At 62.3% G+C, this 22,489-nt stretch carries 23 protein-coding genes; 4 read left to right on the top strand and 19 right to left on the bottom strand.

What is annotated here, in order from left to right; genetic code table 11:
• Nucleotides 1–130: 130 nt before the first annotated feature.
• The 4 genes from NKH29_RS31080 to NKH29_RS31095 are packed head-to-tail and all read right to left on the bottom strand — an operon-like array spanning nucleotide 131 to nucleotide 2,542.
• Nucleotides 131–472 carry a DUF2076 domain-containing protein gene (locus NKH29_RS31080; protein WP_353001291.1) on the bottom strand — a complete coding sequence of 114 codons (342 nt, stop codon included), beginning with the start codon at nucleotides 470–472 and terminating at the stop codon, nucleotides 131–133.
• Between the two features lie 31 nt (nucleotides 473–503).
• A complete protein-coding gene (locus tag NKH29_RS31085) occupies nucleotides 504–1,211 on the bottom strand; it encodes a Bax inhibitor-1/YccA family protein (RefSeq protein ID WP_023717585.1) in 708 nt (235 codons plus the stop codon).
• A 27-nt stretch (nucleotides 1,212–1,238) separates the two neighbouring features.
• Complete coding sequence (locus NKH29_RS31090) at nucleotides 1,239–2,012, bottom strand: anti-sigma factor family protein (protein WP_023717584.1); 774 nt, start codon at nucleotides 2,010–2,012, stop codon at nucleotides 1,239–1,241.
• On the bottom strand, nucleotides 2,009–2,542 hold the full coding sequence (locus NKH29_RS31095; RefSeq protein ID WP_023717583.1) for a sigma-70 family RNA polymerase sigma factor: 534 nt from the start codon (nucleotides 2,540–2,542) through the stop codon (nucleotides 2,009–2,011). The genes NKH29_RS31090 and NKH29_RS31095 overlap by 4 nt, the downstream gene beginning before the upstream one ends.
• Before the next feature lie 215 nt (nucleotides 2,543–2,757).
• Between NKH29_RS31095 and NKH29_RS31100 the strand changes: the two genes are divergently transcribed.
• A complete protein-coding gene (locus tag NKH29_RS31100; RefSeq protein WP_353001292.1) occupies nucleotides 2,758–3,942 on the top strand; it encodes an amino acid aminotransferase in 1,185 nt (394 codons plus the stop codon).
• Between the two features lie 135 nt (nucleotides 3,943–4,077).
• A complete protein-coding gene (gene mazG, locus NKH29_RS31105; protein WP_352496547.1) occupies nucleotides 4,078–4,902 on the top strand; it encodes a nucleoside triphosphate pyrophosphohydrolase in 825 nt (274 codons plus the stop codon).
• A gap of 5 nt (nucleotides 4,903–4,907) precedes the next feature.
• Here the strand turns inward: mazG and hflX are convergent, their stop codons facing one another.
• The 8 genes from hflX to dusB all read right to left on the bottom strand — a co-directional run bounded on the left by hflX (nucleotide 4,908) and on the right by dusB (nucleotide 15,125).
• A complete protein-coding gene (gene hflX / locus NKH29_RS31110) occupies nucleotides 4,908–6,299 on the bottom strand; it encodes a GTPase HflX (protein ID WP_352789975.1) in 1,392 nt (463 codons plus the stop codon).
• Nucleotides 6,300–6,545 (bottom strand): RNA chaperone Hfq, encoded by a 246-nt coding sequence (gene hfq, locus NKH29_RS31115; RefSeq protein ID WP_006202172.1) that lies wholly within the window; start codon nucleotides 6,543–6,545, stop codon nucleotides 6,300–6,302.
• Between the two features lie 145 nt (nucleotides 6,546–6,690).
• Nucleotides 6,691–7,554: a D-amino-acid transaminase gene (locus NKH29_RS31120; protein ID WP_023717579.1), complete on the bottom strand. Its 864-nt coding sequence runs from the start codon at nucleotides 7,552–7,554 to the stop codon at nucleotides 6,691–6,693.
• Nucleotides 7,555–7,742: 188 nt separating this feature from the next.
• Nucleotides 7,743–9,104 (bottom strand): nitrogen assimilation response regulator NtrX, encoded by a 1,362-nt coding sequence (ntrX, locus tag NKH29_RS31125; protein WP_352482545.1) that lies wholly within the window; start codon nucleotides 9,102–9,104, stop codon nucleotides 7,743–7,745.
• The gene (locus tag NKH29_RS31130; RefSeq protein ID WP_352496545.1) at nucleotides 9,094–11,379 is read right to left on the bottom strand and encodes a sensor histidine kinase NtrY-like; all 2,286 of its coding nucleotides are present in this window, start codon (nucleotides 11,377–11,379) and stop codon (nucleotides 9,094–9,096) included. Before NKH29_RS31130 ends, ntrX begins: the two co-directional genes overlap by 11 nt.
• Nucleotides 11,380–11,506: 127 nt before the next feature.
• The gene (gene ntrC / locus NKH29_RS31135; RefSeq protein WP_023717576.1) at nucleotides 11,507–12,967 is read right to left on the bottom strand and encodes a nitrogen regulation protein NR(I); all 1,461 of its coding nucleotides are present in this window, start codon (nucleotides 12,965–12,967) and stop codon (nucleotides 11,507–11,509) included.
• Entirely contained in the window at nucleotides 12,964–14,103 is a 1,140-nt protein-coding gene (locus NKH29_RS31140; RefSeq protein WP_352496544.1) for a two-component system sensor histidine kinase NtrB, read from the bottom strand. The genes ntrC and NKH29_RS31140 overlap by 4 nt, the downstream gene beginning before the upstream one ends.
• A complete protein-coding gene (gene dusB / locus NKH29_RS31145) occupies nucleotides 14,100–15,125 on the bottom strand; it encodes a tRNA dihydrouridine synthase DusB (protein ID WP_023717574.1) in 1,026 nt (341 codons plus the stop codon). Before dusB ends, NKH29_RS31140 begins: the two co-directional genes overlap by 4 nt.
• 181 nt (nucleotides 15,126–15,306) lie before the next feature.
• On the opposite strand from dusB, the gene NKH29_RS31150 reads away from it, so the two are divergent.
• Complete coding sequence (locus NKH29_RS31150; RefSeq protein WP_353001293.1) at nucleotides 15,307–16,527, top strand: bifunctional 2-C-methyl-D-erythritol 4-phosphate cytidylyltransferase/2-C-methyl-D-erythritol 2,4-cyclodiphosphate synthase; 1,221 nt, start codon at nucleotides 15,307–15,309, stop codon at nucleotides 16,525–16,527.
• Entirely contained in the window at nucleotides 16,524–17,033 is a 510-nt protein-coding gene (locus NKH29_RS31155) for a CinA family protein (protein WP_352496543.1), read from the top strand. Before NKH29_RS31150 ends, NKH29_RS31155 begins: the two co-directional genes overlap by 4 nt.
• Here the strand turns inward: NKH29_RS31155 and NKH29_RS31160 are convergent.
• The 7 genes from NKH29_RS31160 to NKH29_RS31190 all read right to left on the bottom strand — a co-directional run.
• A complete protein-coding gene (locus NKH29_RS31160) occupies nucleotides 17,009–17,470 on the bottom strand; it encodes a type II toxin-antitoxin system RatA family toxin (RefSeq protein ID WP_023717571.1) in 462 nt (153 codons plus the stop codon). The genes NKH29_RS31155 and NKH29_RS31160 overlap by 25 nt on opposite strands.
• Before the next feature lie 12 nt (nucleotides 17,471–17,482).
• Nucleotides 17,483–18,448, bottom strand: coding sequence for a lipoyl synthase (gene lipA, locus NKH29_RS31165; RefSeq protein WP_023717570.1), 966 nt, complete (start codon nucleotides 18,446–18,448; stop codon nucleotides 17,483–17,485).
• A 134-nt stretch (nucleotides 18,449–18,582) separates the two neighbouring features.
• Entirely contained in the window at nucleotides 18,583–18,840 is a 258-nt protein-coding gene (locus tag NKH29_RS31170) for a GlsB/YeaQ/YmgE family stress response membrane protein (RefSeq protein ID WP_023717568.1), read from the bottom strand.
• Between the two features lie 95 nt (nucleotides 18,841–18,935).
• Nucleotides 18,936–20,381, bottom strand: a complete 1,446-nt coding sequence (gene lpdA, locus NKH29_RS31175; protein WP_353001294.1) for a dihydrolipoyl dehydrogenase — start codon at nucleotides 20,379–20,381, stop codon at nucleotides 18,936–18,938.
• Nucleotides 20,382–20,393: 12 nt separating this feature from the next.
• The gene (locus NKH29_RS31180) at nucleotides 20,394–21,032 is read right to left on the bottom strand and encodes an SGNH/GDSL hydrolase family protein (protein WP_352858553.1); all 639 of its coding nucleotides are present in this window, start codon (nucleotides 21,030–21,032) and stop codon (nucleotides 20,394–20,396) included.
• The gene (locus NKH29_RS31185) at nucleotides 21,029–21,448 is read right to left on the bottom strand and encodes a hypothetical protein (RefSeq protein WP_023717565.1); all 420 of its coding nucleotides are present in this window, start codon (nucleotides 21,446–21,448) and stop codon (nucleotides 21,029–21,031) included. The genes NKH29_RS31180 and NKH29_RS31185 overlap by 4 nt, the downstream gene beginning before the upstream one ends.
• Before the next feature lie 17 nt (nucleotides 21,449–21,465).
• Nucleotides 21,466–22,489: 2-oxo acid dehydrogenase subunit E2 (locus NKH29_RS31190; protein WP_353001295.1), on the bottom strand; the 1,024-nt coding region annotated here is incomplete at its 5' end.

Below are 22,489 nucleotides of genomic sequence, written 5' to 3' on the forward strand. Positions count from 1 at the left end.
GTTTAACTTCTCGATTGGTCATGGCACTTCCCCTTCCACGGGAATCGGTGATTGCAACGTCACCACCGTGCCATGGCCGCTCGCCTTCAGAGCAAGCGCCGTTCTCTCTCCAAAACTTTTTGCAGAACCTTCAGGACACTATCTCCTCCGCGGCAGCAGAGGCGGTGCGCCCTACCCGCGGAACCGAGCCTGAGCGCCTGCCGCCGCTGCGGCCGAAGAAGCCACTGAGCGGTCCACCGCCGGCAGGCTGCCGCGCCTGCTCCTCCAGCTCTTCGATGCGCGCCTGCGCTGCGTTCAGGGCCCGCTCCTGCACCACGATCGTCTGTGCCATGTAGTATGGCGCCCCAGGCTGCTGGGTGATCTGGTCCTGGATCAAGCGTTCCGCTTCGGCATCGCGCGGCGGCGCCTGGCGCTCGACATTTGCGAGCTTCTCGAAGAGCTGTCCGATCGCCTGCTGGTCGTTTCTGTCCATGATGTACTATTCCGGTCTCGGTCCGACGCGGCTATTCGCGCTCGCCGGTGAAGTTCAGCAACAGCTGGAAGATGTTGACGAAGTTCAGATAGAGCGAGAATGCACCAAAAACGGCGAGCTTTTGCTGTGTTTCGGCGCCGAAGTTTTCGGCGTACTGCTCCTTGATCGTCTGCGTGTCCCAGGCCGTGAGCCCGACGAAGACGGCGATGCCGATCACCGAGATCGCAAACTGCAGCGCTGTCGAACCCAGGAAGATATTGACGATGCTGGCGATCACCACGCCGATCAGGCCCATGATCAGGAAGGACGAGAACTGCGTCAGGTCGCGACTGGTTGTATAGCCATAAAGGCTGGTGGCGCCGAACATGGTGGCGGCGATGAAGAAGGTGCGGGCGATGCTGGTGCCGGTAAAGACCAGGAACACGGAAGCCAGCGACAGACCCATGACCGCGCAGAACGCCCAGAACATTGCCTGGGCCCCGGCCGCCGACATCGTCTGCATACGGAACGAGAACAGCAGCACAAAGGCCAGCGGCGCCAGCATCACCACCCATTTCAGCGGGGTGGAGAAGATCGGCACGTAAAGGGCGGGCGTGGAGGCCACCACGAGGGCGATCACGCCCGTAACGACGAGGCCAAGGCCCATGTAGTTATAGACGCGCAGCATGTGCCGGCGCAGGCCTTCGTCGTAGACGGCTCCGGCTCGGGCTCTGGTCCCAATGTATCCCAGATTGTTCATTTGGTTCTCCTTCTTAGAGGTAGTCGATCAGTAGAGTGTTTTGGCGAGCGCTTCGGCCGTGCGATCGAGGCCGCGGACATCGCTACGTGCGACGACTGCGTAGGCGACCTCGCCGATCTGGAAATAGGCCGAGGAAACCTCGCCCGACGGAACGACAGTCGGCTTGACGACGTCGAATGTTCCGGGCCGGATGGCGAACAGCGAGAGCAGCCCCATCTCTTTTGTCTCGACAGCCATCTCGACGCTCGGGCCGAACTGCGATGGGTAGATCTGCACGTCACGGACCGTCCAGTCCGTTGGCAGCGATGGCATGACGATCGCCGTGGCGGCGCGGATTTCGTCGGCATTGTAGCCGGGCGCCTCGAGTTGTGACGACATCGCCTCGCGCACGAGCGTCGTCCGATGCGCCCGGACTGCGTCCTCCACATAGGCGGGCGGATGGGTCGAAGCGACGACTTCCGTCACCGATATCGGTCCGATGAGCCCGTTCGCAAGCCAGCCGGCGGCGACGAAAACAGCGACAGCCGCCGCGCGCTGCAAAGCACCAAGGACACGGCCGCGCGCTAACCCCCGCTCCAGCCGCCGTGCCGCATCAGCCGTCGCCGGCCGCGCCATGCCTTTCGATCCGGCAAGCGCCACGCGCAGCTCGTCACGCGTCCTCAGATCAGTCATCACCCGCGCGGCCGCTTCCGGGCGAGCCGAAAGGAACGCCTCGACCTCGATGCGACGAGCAACGTCCAGCTGATCGTCGACATAGGCGTCGAGATCGGTGTCGGTGACGGGATCGCGCAGTTGGTTCATGATCCACCTCCGACGATCTTCAGATGGCTTTTCGTGCGTGCCGGTGCCGCGTCCTCCATCTCGCGGAGTGCCGCACGCGCCCTGCCGATGCGCGACATCAGCGTGCCAAGCGGCACGCCGCTAACCTCGGCCGCCTCGCTGTAGCTAAGCCCCTCGATGGCGACGAGATGCAGCGCGCAACGTTGCTCTTCCGGCAATGTGAAAAAAGCGTCGCGCACCTGTGCCAGCCGGACGGAATGTTCCTGCGGAGCCTGGACGCTGGCCTCGGTGAGATGGCCGGCCTGTTCGATGCGCACCGCTTCGGATTTGCGGGATCGCAAGCCGTCGATGAACGCATTGTGGACGATTGACAGCAGCCATACGCGAAGATTTCCGCCTGAGCGGAAGCTGCCGCGTCGCTCATAGGCACGCACCAGCGCATCATGCACCAGATCCTCTGCATCGGCGCTGTCGCGCGTCAGCGAGCGTGCGTAGCGGCGCAGCGAGCCGAGCTGTCCCAGAATATCGAAGCGTGGCATCGGCCGTTTCATGTCCTGTTTACGGAGCAGGTCGGGGTTTTAATCCCGCTCTCCCCGAATTTTTTCGGCTCGCCGCGCTCTCGTCCTGGGAGATCTCGGGCCTGCCCTCGACCGGCAGATAGTATCGGCCGCCCTCGAGGCAAACCGGCGCCGAGTTGGCGCATATGAAACCGCTGGCAAAGCACGGCCGGTTTGCGTATCACTCCGCCGCCAACGGAACCTTGTCGATGTTCGAAAATCTCCAGCCCGCGCCCGCCGACAAGATCCTTGCCTTGATCGGGCTCTATCGCGCCGACCCGCGTCCCGACAAGGTCGATCTTGGGGTCGGCGTCTATAAGGATCGCGACGGCAAGACGCCGGTGATGCGCGCGGTGCGCGAAGCCGAAAAGCGGCTGCTGCGAGGCCAGGACACCAAGACCTATCTCGGCCTTGCCGGCGATACCGCCTTCAACGCGGCAATGGCTAGGTTGGTGTTCGGCCCAACCGCCGACATGACGCGCATTCGTGCGGCACAGGCGCCCGGCGGCTCCGGCGCGCTGCGGCTGGTGGCAGAGCTGCTGAAAAGGACCCGCGCCGACGCGACGGTCTGGCTATCGGATCCGACATGGCCGAACCACATGCCGGTGATGCGCGCCGCTGGCCTGCAGATACGCGAGTACCCCTATTTCGACGTTGCTTCTGGTGCGGTTCGCTTCGACGACATGCTGGATGCGTTGAGAACCGCGAATTCCGGCGACGTCGTGCTGTTGCATGGCTGTTGCCATAACCCGACGGGCGCCAATCTAGACATCTCGCAATGGGCTGCCGTTGCCGATCTCGTCGTTGAGCGTGGTCTGCTGCCCTTTGTCGACATCGCCTATCAAGGCTTTGGCGAGGGGCTTGATGCGGATGCCGCCGGCTTGCGCCTGCTGGCGGCGAAAGTTCCGGAAATGGTCGTTGCCTCGAGCTGCTCGAAGAACTTTGCCGTCTATCGCGACCGCGTTGGTGCAGCGCTGATCATGGCGAAAGACGGTGCGCAGGCGGATATGGCGATGGGCCAGATGTTGTCGGCGGCGCGCGCCATGTATTCGATGCCGCCGGACCATGGCGCGGCTGCGGTGCGCATGGTGCTCGAGGACGCTACGTTGCGGGCCGACTGGGAAGCAGAGCTTGAAGAGATGCGCCTGCGCATGCTGCGGCTGCGCGTCCAGTTCGCCGAAGCGCTGCGGCGGCAGTCCAACTCCGACCGTTTCGATTTCGTCGCCAGCCATCGCGGCATGTTTTCCCGGCTTGGCCTGTCGGAAGCGCAAGTCGAGCGGCTGCGCGCCGAGCATGGCATCTACATGGTCGGCGACAGCCGCATCAACGTTGCCGGCCTGCCCGAGGACGGCATGGACGCGCTCGCCAAGGCGATTGTCTCCGTGCTCGACTGATACTTTTTGCTTGACCATGATCTTTTCCGAAAACCGGCTTCCACGATCATGGTCTGGCCGCCGATCTGTGGACAAGGCGCCCTCACCGGCTGAAGCTGTTGGCCGCACAGCCGTGTACAGGATAGCGTTTCCCAGATGAAACCCTCGAAAGACATTTCCCGGCTGATCGAGATCATGGCAGCGCTGCGGGCGCCGGAAACCGGCTGCCCGTGGGATATCGAGCAGGACTTTTCGACAATCGCGCCATACACGGTAGAGGAAGCCTACGAAGTGGCGGACGCCATCGCGCGGGGCGACCTGGACGATCTGCGCGATGAACTCGGCGATCTCCTGTTGCAAGTGGTCTACCACGCGCAAATGGCCGAGGAGGCCGGCGAATTCTCATTCGGCGATGTGGTCGAGGCCATCACCACAAAAATGATCCGCCGCCACCCGCATGTTTTCGGCGACGAAAAGGCGCGCAGCGCCGGCATGGCGAAGGGCATGTGGGAAAAGATCAAAGCGGAGGAAAAAGCGGAGAAGCGCAGCGCCCGCCTCGTCCGAGGGCTCGACCCCGAGGACCATGGCAAGGGCTTTCTCGACAGCGTGCCGGTCGCCCTGCCCGCGCTGACCCGGGCCCTCAAACTGCAGGAAAAGGCCGCCCGCGTCGGCTTCGACTGGAGCGAGGCGGCACCGATCCTCGAAAAGATCGAGGAGGAGATCGGCGAATTACGCGAAGCGCTGGCCAAAGGCGACAGCGCACCGATCAAGGACGAGTTCGGCGACATGCTGTTTGCGATCGTCAATCTCGGCCGGCACCTCAAAATCGATTCCGAAGCGGCACTCAGCGGCACCAACGAAAAATTCCGGTCGCGCTTCCACCATGTCGAGCAGGCGCTGCAAGCGTCGGGAAACAGCCTCGAAGAGGCGACGCTGGACGAGATGGAAGCGCTCTGGCAGCAGGCAAAAAGCGCGAAATAAACGCCCTACCCATTGTTTTGACGTCGCAATCGGCTTTCTATCTCTTGTCGAGCACTGTGTGTGGCCTTGAGCGCGATGGTCACGCTGCCATCCTCATTGTCATCACGCGAGACGATGTCGCCGTTGCGGTAAAGCCAGTCGACGACGCCGAGTTGGTCGGGCTTGAGCGTGACGGTGAACGTCTCCAGTTCGCCCGACATCATCGTCTCGATGATCGCCTTCAGCGCATCGATGCCTTCGCCGGTAACCGCCGATATGGCGATAGGCGGCGCCTTCCTGCCGTCAGCACCATCGGCAAGCAGCCGCGCGCGGTTGCCCTCGTCGAGCCGGTCGATCTTGTTCCACACTTCGATGACGCGCTTGCTATCGCGGGCATCAACGCCGAGATCGGCAAGGATGCGCTCGACATCTTCGGCCTGTGCGGCCGTATCGGGGTCGGAGATATCGCGCAGATGAATGACGAGGTCTGCCTCGACCACTTCCTCCAGTGTCGCCCTGAAGGCCGCGACCAGATGCGTTGGCAGGTCGGAAATGAAGCCGACCGTATCGGAAAGGATGACCGGCGTTCCGTGCGGCAGGCGCACGCGGCGCAGCGTCGGGTCGAGCGTGGCAAACAGCATGTCTTCCGCCAGCACCCCTGCTCCGGTCAGCCGGTTGAACAGCGTCGACTTGCCGGCATTGGTGTAGCCGACGATCGCCACCACCGGAAACGGCACCTTCTTGCGCTTGGCGCGGTGCAGGTCGCGGGTGCGGCGCACCGTTTCGAGCTCATGCTTCAGCTTGGTGATCTTGTCCTGCAACACACGCCGATCCGACTCGATCTGCGTCTCGCCAGGGCCGCCGAGAAAGCCGGCGCCGCCGCGCTGGCGCTCAAGGTGGGTCCAGCTCCGCACAAGGCGGCCCTTCTGGTAGTTGAGATGGGCAAGGTCGACCTGCAGCGTGCCTTCCTTGGTGCGGGCGCGCTCGCCGAAAATCTCCAGGATCAGCCCGGTGCGGTCGAGCACCTTGGCGTTCAACTCTTTTTCGAGATTGCGCTGCTGTACCGGTGTCAGCGGATGATCGACAATGACCACTTCCGCGTGCCCCTCTTTGACGATCTCGGCGAACTCCGCGACCTTGCCGCTGCCGAGCAAGGTCGCCGGGCGTGGATCGTTGACGGTCACCACTGCCGTGTGGACCAGGTCAAGGTCGATGGCGCTGGCGAGGCCGACCGCCTCGTCGCGACGGGCCTCGGCGGAACGGGTCAGGCGCGGACGATTGGTGTCGTCGTTGCCACGCGGCTGCCGGGTAAGCACCGGCACGATGACCACCGCCCGGGTCGGACCGTTGGCCTCTGTCCCGGTCTGATGTGCTGGTTTTCCGCGAACGCTGCGGTCCGCGTCTTTCTCACGTGCCAATCAGGCGCCCTGGCTTTCCTCACCATCGAACATCTGAACCGGCTGGCTCGGCATGATCGTGGAAATGGCGTGCTTGTAGACGAGCTGGGAATGGCCGTCGCGACGCAGCAGAACGCAGAAATTGTCGAACGAAGTGACCACGCCGGTCAGCTTCACGCCGTTGATGAGAAAGATGGTGAGTGGGTTTTTGCTCTTGCGAACTGAATTCAGGAACAGGTCCTGAAGATTTTGCGATCGTTCCGCCATTGTTCTTGTCTTTCGCCGATCCCCTTCGGTTTGCAAGCCAATGCGCCAAATTAGCTGGCACATGTCAAGCACGCAAACACCATCTTGCCGTCAGTAACGACAAGCAGAACGAGATATATTGATGTTCATTCCATCTGTGCGGTTATCAGGCTGGACTTTTTTCCGCAACGTCAAAAAAGGCCCGCCGTAGTGAAACTGTTATCGAGCCCGGGTGGCCGTTGGCGACGGGAGCGCCATCGATTGCCACCACCGGCATGGCGATCGTGGTCGCGGAGCTGATGAAAACCTCGCGCGCGGCCTTGGCCTCGGCAACCGAAAAGCCGCGCTCCTCGATCTTCAGGCCGAGCTTGGCGGCGACATCGAACAGTGTCGTGCGGGTGATACCGCGCAGGATGCCATGCTCGGCCGGCCGCGTCACCAGCACGCCGTCCCTGGTGATGATCCAGGCGTTCGACGATCCACCTTCCTTGACGGTGCCGTCAACATCGACGAACCACGCCTCCTGGGCGCCTGCTTCCTTGGCTTTCTGTTTGGCCAGCACGTTCGGCAACAGGCCGACCGACTTGATATCGACCCGATCCCACCGGTTCTCCGGCACCGTGATAACCCGGATCCCGCTCTCGGCCCGCTTCGCGGCAGCTGCAGGATCGGCTTTTTTGGCAGTCACCACCAGCGACGGCTTCGTGCCCGCCGGCGGGAAGAAAAACTCACGGCTGGCGACACCGCGTGTCACCTGGACATAGACCAGGCCGTCGACGACATGGTTGCGGCGCACCACCTCGCCCATGACGAGCGGCAGCACGCCGCGCGTGATCGGCCAGTCGATCGAGAGTTCGGTGAGCGAGCGGTTCAATCGGGCGAGATGGCGCGGCATGTCGACGATGAAGCCCCGCGCCACCTCGCAGACCTCGTAGACGCCGTCGGCGAATTGATAGCCACGGTCCTCGATGTGCACGGAAGCTTCGGCGTGAGCGACATAGCGTCCGTTCACATAGGCAATGCGCGGCATGGATAACCCCTGGAGAAGTCAGCGCATGAGCCCGAAAATCGGAATCGATTTCGGAAAGGATCATGCGCAAAAATCAAAATGCTACAGCCTCCTTTGTGCGTCCCAAAGACGCGCGGCGCTGCAGTGCTCTTATGCGATTCCACGACCGCCGTAACCGGTAATTGCGTGGGCCACGGCTGGTTTGGCTCTCAGACGCCCAGCGACTTCAGCTTGCGGTGCAGTGCAGAGCGTTCCATGCCGATAAACTCTGCCGTCTTCGAGATGTTGCCGCCAAAACGGTTGATCTGGGCGATCAGATAGTCCTTCTCGAATTGTTCGCGTGCTTCACGCAGCGGCAGTGCCATTATGTGCTGATCGGACTTGGTTGGAGTGCGCGGCATGACGTCGCCGATCTCGGCTGGCAGGAGGTCGGCGGTGATCGGCGCATCGACATCGTCGCCGCGCGCCAGGATCATCAGGCGCTCGACATTGTTGCGCAACTGCCGAACGTTGCCCGGCCAGTTGTGCGCCTGCAGCACCGCCAGCGCGTCGTCGCCGATGCGGCGCGGCTTGATGCCGGCCTGGCGAGCGATCTGCTTCATGAAATTGTCGACCAGATAAGGAATGTCCTCGCGACGCTCGGCCAGTCCCGGCACCATGACCGGAACCACGGCCAGGCGATGATAAAGGTCCTCACGGAAACGGCCGTCGGCGATCATGGCTTCCAGGTTCTGCGAGGTCGACGAGATGATGCGTACGTCGACCTTGACCCGCTTGGTGCCCCCTACCCGCTCGAACTGCTGTTCGACCAGCACGCGCAGGATCTTGTTTTGCGTCTCACGCGGCATGTCGGCCACTTCATCGATGTAGAGAATGCCGCGATGGGCCTCCTCCAGCGCACCGACCTTGCGTTCGACGCCGTTCGATTCGGTGCCGAACAACTCGATCTCCATACGCTCAGGCGTGATGTTGGCGGCACTCAGCGTCACAAACGGTGCACTCTTGCGCGCCGACAGTGCGTGGATGGCGCGCGCCGCCAGTTCCTTGCCCGAGCCGGAGGGGCCGATAATCATGACGCGGCTGTTGGTCGGCGCGACGCGCTCGATGGTCTGGCGCAATTGGCTCATTGCCGACGACATGCCGATGAGGTCAAAAGTCTCGCCGCTGCGCAGCTTGAGATCCGAAACCTCGCGTCTCAATTTGGACGTTTCAAGCGCCCGTTCGGCAATAAGGATCAGCCTGTCGGCCTTGAACGGCTTTTCGATAAAATCATAGGCGCCGCGGCGGATGGCCGAGACTGCCGTTTCGATATTGCCGTGGCCCGAGATCATCACCACCGGCAGGTTCGGGTGCATCGTCTTGATCTCGTCCAGCAAAGCGAGGCCATCGAGCCGCGAACCCTGCAGCCAGATGTCGAGGAAGATCAGCCTGGGTGCCCGGTCGGCAACCACCGCCAGCGCGCTGTCGGCGTCAAACGCCGTGCGGGTTTCGTGACCTTCGTCGCTCAGGATACCGGCGACGAGTTCGCGGATGTCTTCCTCGTCGTCGACGATGAGAATATCAGACGCCATTACCGACCTTTTCAGTTTCTTTTTCGTGTTCCGTCTTGCTTTCGCCGCGTATCGGAACGGTGGCGGCAACCGGCAGGATGATGCTGATCATCGCACCCCGCCCATCGTGGAATTCCGCTGGTGCATCGTGCAATTCGAGTCGCCCGCCATGGTCCTCCACGATCTTCTTGACGATAGCGAGGCCAAGCCCGGTGCCTTTCTCGCGTGTCGTCATGTAAGGCTCGAGCAAGCGCTGCCGGTTTTCGCGCGGCAAGCCCCTGCCGTTGTCAATGACGTCGATTCGAATCGCGCCATTCTGACGCCCGGCTTGAATCCGGATTATGCCGTGCGGACGATCCTCTGCATCAAGTCCGTCGATAGCTTCGGCAGCATTCTTGATGACGTTGCCGAAAGCCTGCGCCATCAGGCGGCTGTCGAACGTGCCTTTGAGCGGCTCATTGCCGAAGACGCGCTCGAAGATGATGTCGGCGCGGCTCACTTCGACCAGGAACGAGGCCTCCCGCAACGAATCGCGCAGATCGATGGCCTTCATTTCTGGTTTCGGCATGCGGGCGAACGCCGAGAACTCGTCGACCATGCGGCCGATGTCCTCCACTTGCCGGATGATGGTGTCGGTGCATTGATCGAAAACCTCACGGTCCTCGGTGATGACCTTGCCGTAACGGCGCTTGATACGCTCGGCCGAAAGCTGGATCGGCGTCAGCGGGTTCTTGATCTCGTGGGCGATGCGCCGCGCCACGTCGGCCCATGCAGAGGAACGCTGTGCCTGGACCAGATCGGTAATGTCGTCGACTGTCACGACGTAGGATTTATCCTCCGAACCGTCGTCGCCGGCTTCAATCGTGATCTGCACGTTGAAGGTCCGTTCGGTGCCGGCACGATAGAAGGTGACCTGTTCGCGATAGACCGGCTTGCCCGACTTGCGGCCGATCTCGAAGACGCGGCCGACATGCGGTAGCACGGCGGAAAGGTTCTGCCCAAGCGCCGCGGTGGCGGATATGGCCAGCATCGTTTCGGCGGAACGATTGACGATGGTGACGATGCCATATGGATCGACGCCGATGACCCCGGCGGTGACGCCGGCAAGCACAGCCTCCGAAAAGCGCCGCCGCTCGTCGATCAGATCCTTGGCCGACAGGATCTCGTTGCGCTGCGATTTCAGCTCCATCAGCATCTTGTTGAAGGTGTCGCCGAGCGAGGCGACGTCGCCATCGGAGGGGCGGACTGGCACGGCCACATCGAGATTGCCGGTAGCGACCTCGTCGGCCGCGCCGATGAGCTGACGAATCGGCCGCACCAGGCGGTCGGCCACCGCAATGCCGGTCCAGATGGCGGACAGGATGATGATCAGCGTCAGCGACAGATAGGGAAGCGCGAAAGCCACTTGCGAGGTGCGGCGATTGTCTTCGAGACCGCGATATTCTGCGGTGTTGGATTTGACGATCTGTCGTGCCTTGATCACCTCGGGATCGACGAGGCGAATGGTGTAGAGATAGAGCCCGTCGATCTCGCGCAGCTTGACGATGGCCCCCATGATGTTACGGGTGCGCGGCTCGATCAGCACCGGCTTGCCGTTGGCAGCGCTTGCCACAGCGCCCTCCGGCGGCTCCGGCATGGCAAAGTCCGCGTCGGTCTTGGCGCTCATGACGAAGGAACCATCGGGCTTGATGAGTGCTGCGTGTGCCAGGGAGCGTCCAACCGCCTCCTTGTTCATGAGGTCAAGGAAGCCGGTCCGATCGAGGCCGTAAAGCGTGCGCGAAGCGTCGAGGTCGTAAGCCATCGACAACGTCGTGCCCTGAAGATTTCGTGCGTTTTCCTGCACATAGGCGTCGGCGATCGACAACGACGAATTGACGATCGTCTTGGTGCGGATCTCGAACCAGCGGTCGAGGCCGATGTCGAGCGTGATCGACGCGATGATCGCCACCATGATCGCGGGGATGGCGGCGACCAGCGCAAACATCGCCACGATGCGCACATGCAGGCGCGACGCAGCCTTGCCGTGCCGGCGTGCCATCAGGATGCGATGCACTTCGCGGCCGACCAGCAAGATCAGAAACAGCACGAACGCGGCGTTAAGCGCGATCAGCGCCAGCGTCGTCCGCGCGTCGGGCGTGATCGGCGTGGCGCCAACCAGAATGGCGAAGGAGATCGCCGCCGTCACCAGCGCACCGGCAATGGCGACCACGCCGGGCAGCGCAAGCAGCCGGCGACCGTCTCGCGCGCCGGAAGTGCTGAAAAGCGGTTTGCTCAGTGTCGGTGCGTGCAGAGCCATGTCGCCGTCTAGAGCCAGTGATTGCGTCGGATGTATGCAACGCATTGTGGCGATTATGCAACAAGTGTGGCCGAGACGGAAATCTTTCGGCGATCGATCCCCTGGAAAGCGCTCGTAAGGGGTTCGTCTAGACCTGCCTGGAGGACTTGTAGACGTTGACGCCGAGTTCGCGAATCTTCTTGCGCAGCGTGTTGCGGTTGAGTCCTAGCAGTTCGGCGGCCTTGATCTGGTTGCCGCGCGTTGCAGTCATAGAGGCGAGGACCAGTGGATACTCGACCTCGGAGAGGATTCGCTGATAGAGGCCGGCCGGCGGCAAGTCGCCGGCAAACGAGGCAAAATAGCGTTGCAGGAAATGCTCCACCGCCTGGCCGATGGAAAGGTCGTCGGGAATGAGGTTGCCGCCACCTGGAACGACAGGCCTTTCGCCAGTCTTCAACTCCGCCTCGATGATCTCGGCGGATATCTCGTCCTGCGAATACAGTGCAGCCAGCCTGCGGATGAGGTTTTCGAGTTCGCGCACGTTGCCAGGCCATGGGTAGCGCTTCATCAGCTCGATGCCGCCGGTGGAAATGCGCTTGGTCTGCAGGCCTTCACTGGCGCCGAGCTTGAAGAAGTGCCGGACGAGGTCCGGAATGTCCTCCGATCGCTCGCGCAGCGCCGGCAGCCTGAGCGGCACAACGTTCAAGCGGTAGAACAGGTCCTCGCGGAAAAGCCCCTGATTGATCAGCGTGCGCAGGTCCTTGTTGGTGGCAGCGACGATGCGCACGTCGGTCTTGATCGGCGTGCGGCCGCCGACCGTGGTGTATTCGCCCTGCTGCAACACACGCAGAAGCCGCGTCTGCGCTTCCATCGGCATATCGCCGATCTCGTCGAGGAACAGCGTGCCGCCTTCGGCCTGCTCGAAACGGCCAGTGGAGCGGCTCTGTGCGCCGGTAAAGGCGCCCTTCTCGTGCCCGAATAGTTCCGATTCGATCAGGTCGCGCGGGATCGCCGCCATGTTGATCGCGACGAAGGGGCCACCACGACGACGGCCATATTCATGCAGCGCGCGCGCCACCAGTTCCTTGCCGGTACCCGATTCGCCTGAGATCATCACCGTCAGGTCGGTCTGCATCATTCGCGCCAGCATGCGGTAGATGTCCTGCATGGCCGCCGAGCGGCCGACCAGCGGCATCGTTTCAGGCGGCTCGTCGGCACGCGTATCGATCTTGGGCCGCCGCGGCTCGGAAAGCGCCCGATTGACGATGTTGAGCAGCTCCGTCAGGTCGAACGGTTTTGGCAGATATTCATAGGCTCCGGTTTCGGAGGCCCGGATCGCCGTCATGAACGTGTTCTGCGCACTCATGACGATGACCGGCAGTTCCGGTCGCGCCTTCTTGATGCGCGGTAGCATGTCGAAGGCGTTCTCGTCAGGCATGACAACGTCGGTGATGACCAGATCCCCCTCGCCCGCGGCCACCCAGCGCCACAGCGTTGAGGCATTGGAGGTGACGCGCACGTCGTGACCGACGCGCGAAAGCGCCTGGTTGAGGACAGTGCGGATGGCCGCATCGTCGTCGGCGACGAGAATATTGCCGCGAATGGTCATTTGCGGTCTCCTTCACCGTCGTCGTCGGCAAACTGGGTTTCTTTCCACGCCGGCATCAGGATGCGGAAGGTGGTCCCGCGCGGCGTCGATTCGCATTCAATGATGCCGCCATGCTCGCCGACGATCTTTGCGACCAGCGCCAGACCGAGACCGGAGCCGTTCGGCTTGGTGGTGATGAAGGGATCGAACAGGATCGGCAGGATATCCTCGGAGACACCCGAACCGTTGTCGCGCACGCAGAATTCCAATGGCAGCGACACCCGGTCCTGCGTTCCGGGCACGGAAACACGGATGCCCGGGCGGAAGGCGGTCGACAGCATGATCTCGCCCTGCGGATCGCTGCCGATCGCCTCGGCGGCATTTTTTACCAGATTGAGGAACACCTGGATGAGCTGGTCGCGATTGGCAAAAACCGGAGGCAATGATGGATCATAGTCCTCTAATATCTTGATCCGCTTGGCAAAACCGTTCTTGGCGATTGCTTTGACATGGTCGAGCACGACATGGATGTTGACGGGGTAGCGGTCGATCGGCCGCTCGTCCGAAAACACCTCCATGCGGTCGACCAGCGAGACAATGCGGTCGGTCTCGTCGGTGATCAAACGCGTCAGCGCGCGATCCTCATCGGACGCCGACAGTTCTAGCAGCTGCGCGGCGCCACGAATGCCGGACAGCGGGTTCTTGATCTCATGGGCAAGCATCGCGGCAAGGCCGGTGACCGAGCGCGCCGCACCGCGATGCGTCATCTGCCGGTCGATCTTGTCGGCCATTGAGCGTTCCTGGAACATCACCACGACGGAGCCTGGAAATTCCGTCACCGGCGCGACGTAGAGATCGACCACCTTCTCGATGCCGAGACGCGGCGACGACACGTCCACCCGGTATTCGTTCACCGGCGCACGGCGCTCGCGCACCTGGTCGACAAGCGTCAGCAGCGGACTGCCGAAAGGAATGAGCTTGTGCAGCGTGTTGCGGGCGAGCATCGTGGCGCTCGAGCGGAAAAAATCCTCGGCATCGGCATTGGCGAAGGTGATGAAGCCTTGCGGATCGACCATGATCACCGGCCGACGAATTGTGTTGAGCACAATATGCGCGGCGTCCGCCATGTCCGTGCTCTGTGTGACGGTGGCGTTCATGCCGCACTCCGCAGATTCGGCGCTTCGGGAGCGCTTGAAAACATGTCGCGCAGCAAGGCAATGACCCGCCCAGGCTCGAAAGACGTGAGGATGGCCTTGCGCCAGTCATCGCTTGTGACGGCATGGCGGTCGAGATACCAGCCGAGATGCTTGCGCGCCTGGCGCAATCCGCTTTCGGCGCCATAGAGCGTCAGCATGTCTTCGTAATGGGCAATGACGTAGTCGGTCAGCGCTTGCGGGCTGTCCGGCATGCCGGATACTGGCTCGGCCAGCGCGGCCGCTACAATGCTGCCGGCAGTCCACGGCGCGCCATAGTGCGCACGGCCGATCATCACCGCGTCGGCGCCGGACTGGTCGAGGATCAAGGCTGCCTCTGCCGGCGAGCCGACATCGCCATTGGCAACCACAGGGATGGAGACGGCCTGCTTGACGCGTGCGATGGCACGCCAGTCGGCCGTGCCCTGATAGAACTGGCAACGTGTGCGGCCGTGCACCGTCACCATCCTGACGCCGGCCTGCTCGGCGCGTCGCGCCAGCATCGGCGCGTTGAGCGCGCTCTCGTCCCAGCCAAGCCGCATCTTGACCGTGACCGGCACGTCGACCGCGCCGACTACCGCTTCGATCAGCGACAGCGCGTGGTCGAGGTCTCGCATCAGTGCCGAACCGGCATAGCCGCCCGTCACCTTCTTGGCCGGACAGCCCATGTTGATGTCGATGATGTCGGCGCCTTCGCCGGCTGCGATTCGTGCGCCCTCGGCCATGTGCACCGCGTCGCGGCCGGCAAGCTGGACCATGTGGACAGGCAGCCCGGAATGACGGATGCGCAGGCCCGAGCCAGCCCTGCCCTTTGCAAGCTCGCCGCTCGCCACCATTTCCGATACAACCAGCCCGGCGCCATGCGCATGGGCGCGCTGCCGGAACGGTTCGTCGGTAATGCCCGACATCGGCGCGAGAAACACGCGGTTGCGGATTCTCACGCCACCCACCTCCAGCGGCGAAGCCAATTTGGTCACATCAGGCATGCACAAAAACCAAGCACCTTCGATTGCTGCACATTCTCTAGCCAGAACGACGGCAATGTGCAACGCGCAATGTCGTGACATTAAGGCGCATTTGGGAAAAATATGGATCGCCGGACGGCATCAATCCTAGGTCTTGTGAAAGCGATACCACTTTTCAGGATCATGCGCTAAGCGTCTCGGCATGAGACATGTCAGCGAAAAGCCAGCTGCCGACGACAAGGTCGCCGTGGTCATCGTTGCTGCCGGGCGCGGCGCGCGCGCGGGGCAGGCCAATGGGCCGAAGCAGTACCAGCAGATTGGCGGCGGCGCCGTTATCGCACGCACGCTCGACGCCTTTCTGACGCATCCGAAAATTGGACCTGTCGTCGTTGCTATCCATGCCGAAGACGGCGCGCTTTTCCGCCGCGCCGCCGGCGCGAACGCCGACCGTGTCGTCGCTGTGATCGGCGGTACGTCACGGCAGGAGTCCGTCCGGCTTGGACTGCTGGCGTTGAGAAGCCATGCGCCGGGCCGGGTCCTGATCCATGATGCGGCTCGGCCGTTTGTCGATGCGGAACTGATAGATCGCACGATCGCCGCCGTTGAAGAGCGCCAGGGAGCGCTGCCTGCTTTGCCCGTTGCCGATACGCTGAAGCGCGAAACGGCCGAAGGCATGAGCGGCGAAACAGTGTCCAGGGCCGGGCTCCGTGCCGCACAGACACCACAAGGCTTTCCGTTCTGGCCGATCCTGGCCGCGCACGAAAAGGCTCATCAATTGGGCAAGGCGGATTTCACCGACGATGCGGCAATCGCCGAATGGGCGCATATTCCGGTGAAGATCGTTCCCGGCTCGCCGGACAATGTCAAACTGACCTGGGCACGGGATATTGCGATGGCGGATCAGCGGCTTTCCAGCGCCTCACGTTTTCCGGACATCCGAACCGGCAACGGCTACGACGTCCATGCCTTCGAGCCCGGCGACCATGTCACCCTGTGCGGTGTCGCTATTCCGCACGACAGGAAATTGTCCGGCCATTCGGATGCCGATGTCGGTCTCCACGCCTTGACCGACGCCCTGCTCGCCACCTGCGGCGCCGGTGACATCGGCACGCATTTCCCGCCCTCCGACCCGCAGTGGAAAGGGGCCGCTTCACGCATCTTCGTCGAACACGCAGCGAAGCTGGTGCGCGAGCGCGGCGGGCGCATCGCCAACGCCGACATCACATTGGTTTGCGAGGCGCCGCGCGTCGGCCCGCATCGCGAGGCCATGACCGAAACGCTTTCCGCAATGTTGCGAATTTCGCGCGACCGCATCTCGATCAAGGCGACAACCAATGAGAAGCTCGGCTTCGTCGGCCGTGAGGAAGGCATAGCGGCCATCGCGACCGCCAGCGTTGTGTTTCCAGGGGATGTCCCCGAATGAGCAATAGCGATCTCGCAGATGCCCTGCTTCAGGCCTGCCAGCAGCGCGGCATCATGCTGGCGACGGCGGAGAGCTGCACCGGCGGCATGATCATCGCCACGCTGACCGACATTGCCGGCTCTTCCACTGTGGTCGATCGCGGCTTCATCACCTATTCCAACCAGGCCAAGACCGAGATGCTCGGCGTCTCGGCCGTTACACTCGAGGCGAACGGGGCGGTCTCGCGCGAGACTGCGGTGGAGATGGCGGCCGGCGCCTTGGCCCATTCGCCCGCCGGGCTTGCGCTCGCGGTGACCGGCATCGCCGGTCCGGGCGGTGGCTCAGCGGAAAAACCTGTCGGCCTGGTCTGGTTCGGCGTTGCCGTGGCTGGCCGGCCGGTGGTCAGCGAATGCCAGCTGTTCGCCGACAAGGGCCGTGATTTCATCCGCCGGGAAACGGTCCGGCATGCGCTTGAACTGGGTCTGCGCGCGCTCGCTGCGGATCAGGCCGCCGATGGCGTGCCGTAGATGATTTCGGCGCGTTTCTCGAACGCCTCGGAGAACATGCGGAAGGCGCGGTCGAACATGGTTCCCATGAGCGCACCCAAAATGCGGCTCTTGAACTCATAGTCGATAAAGAAGCAGACGTTGCAACCACCGCCGTCCGCCGGGTCGAAGCGCCAGACATTGCTCAGATATTTGAACGGGCCGTCGATATATTTGACGTCGATGGCGTTCTCGTCAGGCTTCAGCAGCACCTGCGTGGTGAAAGTCTCGCGGATCGCCTTGTAGCCAATGCTCATGTCGGCGATGAGCAGCGTGCGTCCGTCGCGTTCCTTGCGCGAACGAACCGTAAGTGCCTCGCAAAGCGGCAGGAATTGCGGATAGGATTCGATATCCGCGACCAGAGCGAACATCTGTTCAGGCGTATGCGCGACGCGGCGATGGGCTTCGAATTGTGGCATGAAACCAGTTTGTTAGGCGGACTTCCTGAGAAACGCTTCGCGCGCCGCGCGCAACCTGGCGAAATCGTCGCCGGCATGGTGCGACGAGCGCGTCAGCGGGCTCGACGCCACCAGCAGGAAGCCCTTGGTCCGGCCGATCGTCTCGAAAGACTTGAACTCCTCCGGTGTGACAAAGCGGATCACCGGATGGTGCTTCTTCGACGGCTGAAGATATTGGCCGATGGTCATGAAGTCGACATTGGCCGAACGCAGATCGTCCATCAGTTGCAGGATTTCGTTCCGCTCCTCGCCAAGGCCAACCATGATGCCGGACTTGGTGAAGATCGAGGGGTCGAGTTCCTTGACTCGCTGCAAGAGCCTGATCGAGTGGAAATAGCGCGCACCCGGCCGAACCGTCAGATAGTTCGACGGCACGGTCTCGAGATTATGGTTGAAAACGTCGGGCTTGGCCGCCACGACGATCTCCAGTGCGCCGTCCTTGCGCAGGAAGTCGGGCGTCAGGATTTCGATCGTCGTCAGAGGCGTTGCCGCCCGGATGGCGCGGATGACCTCGGCAAAGTGCTGAGCTCCGCCATCGGCGAGATCGTCGCGGTCGACTGAGGTGATGACGACATGGCTTAGGCCCATTTGCTTGACGGCGTGTGCGACGCGCGCCGGCTCGTCGGGATCGAGTGCGGTCGGTATACCGGTAGCCACGTTGCAGAACGCGCAGGCGCGCGTGCAGATCTCGCCCATGATCATGAAGGTGGCGTGCTTCTTTTCCCAGCACTCGCCGATGTTGGGGCAACCGGCCTCTTCGCACACCGTCACCAGCTTATGCGACTTCACGATCTCGCGCGTCTCGGCATAGCCTTTCGACATCGGCGCCTTGACGCGGATCCAGTCGGGCTTGCGCAGCACATCCTGGTCGGGCTTGTGCGCCTTTTCGGGATGCCGCAGGCGCGGCGCATTGGCGATCGTGTCGAGGACGGTGACCATATGAAATCCGGTTCATTCGCGATCGCCTGTCCGACGTTCGCTTTCCCAAGTCATCTAGGACTTTTCGCTGCAAAGAAAAAGGCCGCGGCGGCGCATGCCGCCACAGCCGTTTTCGCATGGCATGAGTTCAGCAATTAACGGCGCACCATGCGTCCTACCCAGATCAGCAGGCAGGCACCAATGAAACCGGTGATCAGATAGGCGATCCAGCCGGCGCCGAAGGCGCCGATGTTGAGCGCCTGCAGGATGGCATTCAGCACGATCGCGCCGACGATGCCAAGAATGATGTTCATCAAGATGCCGGTGTTGCTCTTCATGAACATCTCGGCAAACCAGCCTGCCAAACCGCCGATGATGATGGCTGCTACCCAGCCCACGCCGTTCACGTCCATATGCCCTCTCCTGTGGTGATGAATGCATCCGGAAACGAATTACCTTGCCGTCGAGTTCCTTGACATACATGTGTGAGTCTCGCGCAGCCAATTTATCATGCGTTCAGCGCACGGCCATAGGCGTCGAGAACACTCTCCTTCATCATCTCCGACAGCGTCGGGTGCGGGAAGATTGTGTGCATCAGCTCTTCCTCGGTGGTTTCCAGGTTCATAGCCACGACGAAGCCCTGGATCAGTTCGGTTACTTCTGCGCCAACCATGTGGGCACCCAGCAACTGGCCGGTCTTCTTGTCGAAAATGGTCTTGACGAAGCCTTGGTCTTCGCCCAGCGCAATCGCCTTGCCGTTTGCGGCGAACTGGAAGCGGCCGACGCGGATGTCCTTGCCATCGGCTTTCGCTTTGGCTTCCGTCAGTCCGACCGAGGCGACTTGCGGATTGCAATAGGTGCAGCCCGGGATCTTCAGCTTGTCGATGGCATGCACGCCGGCGAAATTGGCAATCTTTTCCACACACACCACGCCCTCATGCTCGGCCTTGTGGGCGAGCATCGGCGGTCCGGCGACATCGCCGATGGCATAGATGCCGGGCACGTTGGTCTTGCCGTAGCCGTCGACGACGATGCAACCGCGTTCGGTCTTCACGCCGAGCGCCTCGAGGCCGAGATTTTCGATATTGCCCTGTACCCCGACGGCTGAAATCATGCGGTCGGCGGTGATCTTCTCGACCTTGCCGTCCTTCATCTCGACATGCGCGGTGACCGAATTGGCGCCCTTCTCGACCTTGGTCACCTTGGCATCGAGGATGATCTTCATGCCCTGCTTCTCGAACTGCTTTTGCGCAAACTTCGACACTTCGGCGTCCTCGACCGGCATCACAGCCGGCAGCAATTCAACCACCGTCACCTCTGCGCCCATAGTGCGGTAAAACGAGGCGAACTCGATGCCGATGGCGCCCGAGCCCATCACCAGCAGCGACTTCGGCATCTCTTTCGGCACCATCGCCTCGAAATAGGTCCAGATCAACTTGCCGTCCGGTTCGATGCCGGGCAATGCGCGCGGCCTGGCTCCGGTCGCCAGGATGATGTGCTTGGCGGTGTAGGTGCCCTCGCCTTTGACGCTCTTGGGCGCCGGCGGCTGCGGCTCCATCGGCTTCTTCGACGATTTCGACACGACGATCTCGCCGGGTTTCGTCAGTTTGGCTTCGCCCCAGATGACGTCGACCTTGTTCTTCTTCATCAGGAAGCCGACGCCGCCGTTGAGCCGCAGCGAGACCTTTCGCGAGCGATCGACGACGGCGGCGGTGTCGACGCTGACCTTGCCGTCGATCTTCAGGCCGTAATCCTTCAGATGATCCGAATAGTGCATGATCTCGGCCGAGCGCAGCAGCGCTTTGGTCGGAATGCAGCCCCAGTTGAGGCAGATGCCGCCCAAGTGCTCGCGCTCGACAATCGCCGTCTTGAAGCCAAGCTGCGCCGAACGCACTGCAGTGACATAGCCGCCGGGGCCGGAGCCGATGATGATGACGTCGTAGTTCTCAGCCACGGCTTTTCTCCTTCACAATTCCAGCATGACGCGCACGAGCGGCGCCAGCGCTTGCCCGATGCTCCGCGTGTTTTCCGCGTCAAGGTGGACGCCGTCCAGCGGCGTCGTTTCGGCCACCGTGCCCGCATTGAAGAAGCCGCAGCCGGCCTCGTCGGCAAGGGCGGAATATTGCGGCGCCAGCCGCTTTGACGCGTCATCTCCGCCGGCGAACATTTCCTTGAACTCGGCGTTTTCCGTGCGGCTGACTACGGGCGGCGCGACGATCAGGATCTGCGGCGCCGGCCAATCGAACGGGTAATCATGACCGCGCACAATATCGATCAGGCGTTGCACGCCTTGTTTGGCCGCGACCGGATTGCCGTGAATCCACGGCTTCATATCGTTGGCGCCGAGCATGATGACGATCAAATCGATCGGCGCATGAGTCGTCAGGATCGTTGGCAACAGCCTTGCGCCATTGCGGTCCGCTCCGGCCAAGTGATCGTCGAAGGCGGTGGTTCGGCCATTCAGGCCTTCGGCGATGACCTCGACGCCGCTGCCCAATGCCGCCTGCAGCACGCTCGGCCAGCGATCTTCCAGCGGATGTCGGCCGAGGTTTGCCGCGTCATAGCCCCAAGTAAGCGAATCGCCGTAGCAGAGGACCGTCTTCATGTGCCTGCCCCGCCGAAACCTGGTTGCGAGCGCGCCAATCGCCAGCGCACGAAAAGCCACTGGACCAGCACCGTAGCGATGCCCGGCAGGACGAGACCCGCGACTATGGGAAGATCGCCCGACCATTGGCTCTTGCCTGGGGGCTGGGAGAAAGTCCAGCCGATCAGGGAAACTCCAACGAGCACAAAAAACGCTACCCCTATGGTCGCCGTCAGCTTTGTTGCCCGTCGTGGGTCCGACATGAATTGTGCGATGAAGAACGCGACCGTCACGAGGACGGTGACGAGAGCCGAGATCATAAACACAAGGATGTACTCTACGTCGGCATTGGTTGCGACGGCGAGCCACTGCGCCACCAATCCGCCGGCCAAACCGGAAAGAAAGAAGGCAAAAAGGCTGGTGAAGAATTTCCGCACCGCCCTGTTCCCTTCTCTTAGACCAGCATGCCCATCGGGTTTTCGACCATGCGTTTGAAGGCGACGAGCAGCTCGGCGCCGAGCGCACCGTCGACGGCGCGGTGATCGGTCGACAACGTCACCGACATGATCGTGGCGATCTTGATCTCGCCGTTCTTGACCACCGCGCGTTGCTCTCCGGCGCCGACCGCCAGGATCGTCGCATGCGGTGGGTTGATGACGGCAGAAAAATCCTTGATGCCGAACATGCCGAGATTGGACACTGCCGTGGTGCCGCCCTGATATTCTTCCGGCTTCAGCTTGCGGCTGCGGGCGCGGCCGGCAAGATCCTTCATCTCGTTGGAGATAACGGACAGCGTCTTTTCGTCGGCACGCCGGATGATTGGCGTGATCAAGCCGCCGGGGATCGACACTGCAACACCGACATCGGCATGCTTGTGGTTGACCATGGCGTTTTCTGTCCACGACGCATTGGCATCCGGCACCGCCATCAGCGCCATGGCCAGAGCCTTGATGACCATGTCATTGACGGAAAGCTTATAGGCCGGCGTTTCCCCCTTCTCGGTCTTCTTCACCGGGGCGGCCGCATTGATCTGCGTGCGCAGGGCCAGAAGTGCGTCGAGCTCGCAGTCGAGCGTCAGATAGAAATGCGGGATGGTGGTCTTGGCCTCGACCAGCCGCCGCGCAATTGTCTTGCGCATATTGTCGTGGGGGACCAGCTCGTAGGAGCCTTCGGCAAACAGTTTGAGCACCTGCTCGTCGGACATTGGCTTGGGTGCTGCTGCCGCAGGTGCCGGAGCACCGGCGGGCGCTGCTTTTGCTGCTGGTGCCGCCTTGGCGCCGCCACTGGAAATTGCGGCCTCGACATCGGCCCTGACCACGCGACCATGCGGGCCGGAGCCCGTCACCGCCGACACATCGACACCGGCTTCCTTGGCGATGCGGCGGGCCAGCGGCGAGGCGAAGATGCGGCCGTTCGCGGATTGACTGATCTCCCCCCGTGTGGGGGAGATGGCCGGCAGGCCAGAGGGGGGCGCCTCG

The sequence above is a fragment of the Mesorhizobium sp. M1295 genome (assembly GCF_040318135.1).
GTDB lineage: Bacteria > Pseudomonadota > Alphaproteobacteria > Rhizobiales > Rhizobiaceae > Mesorhizobium.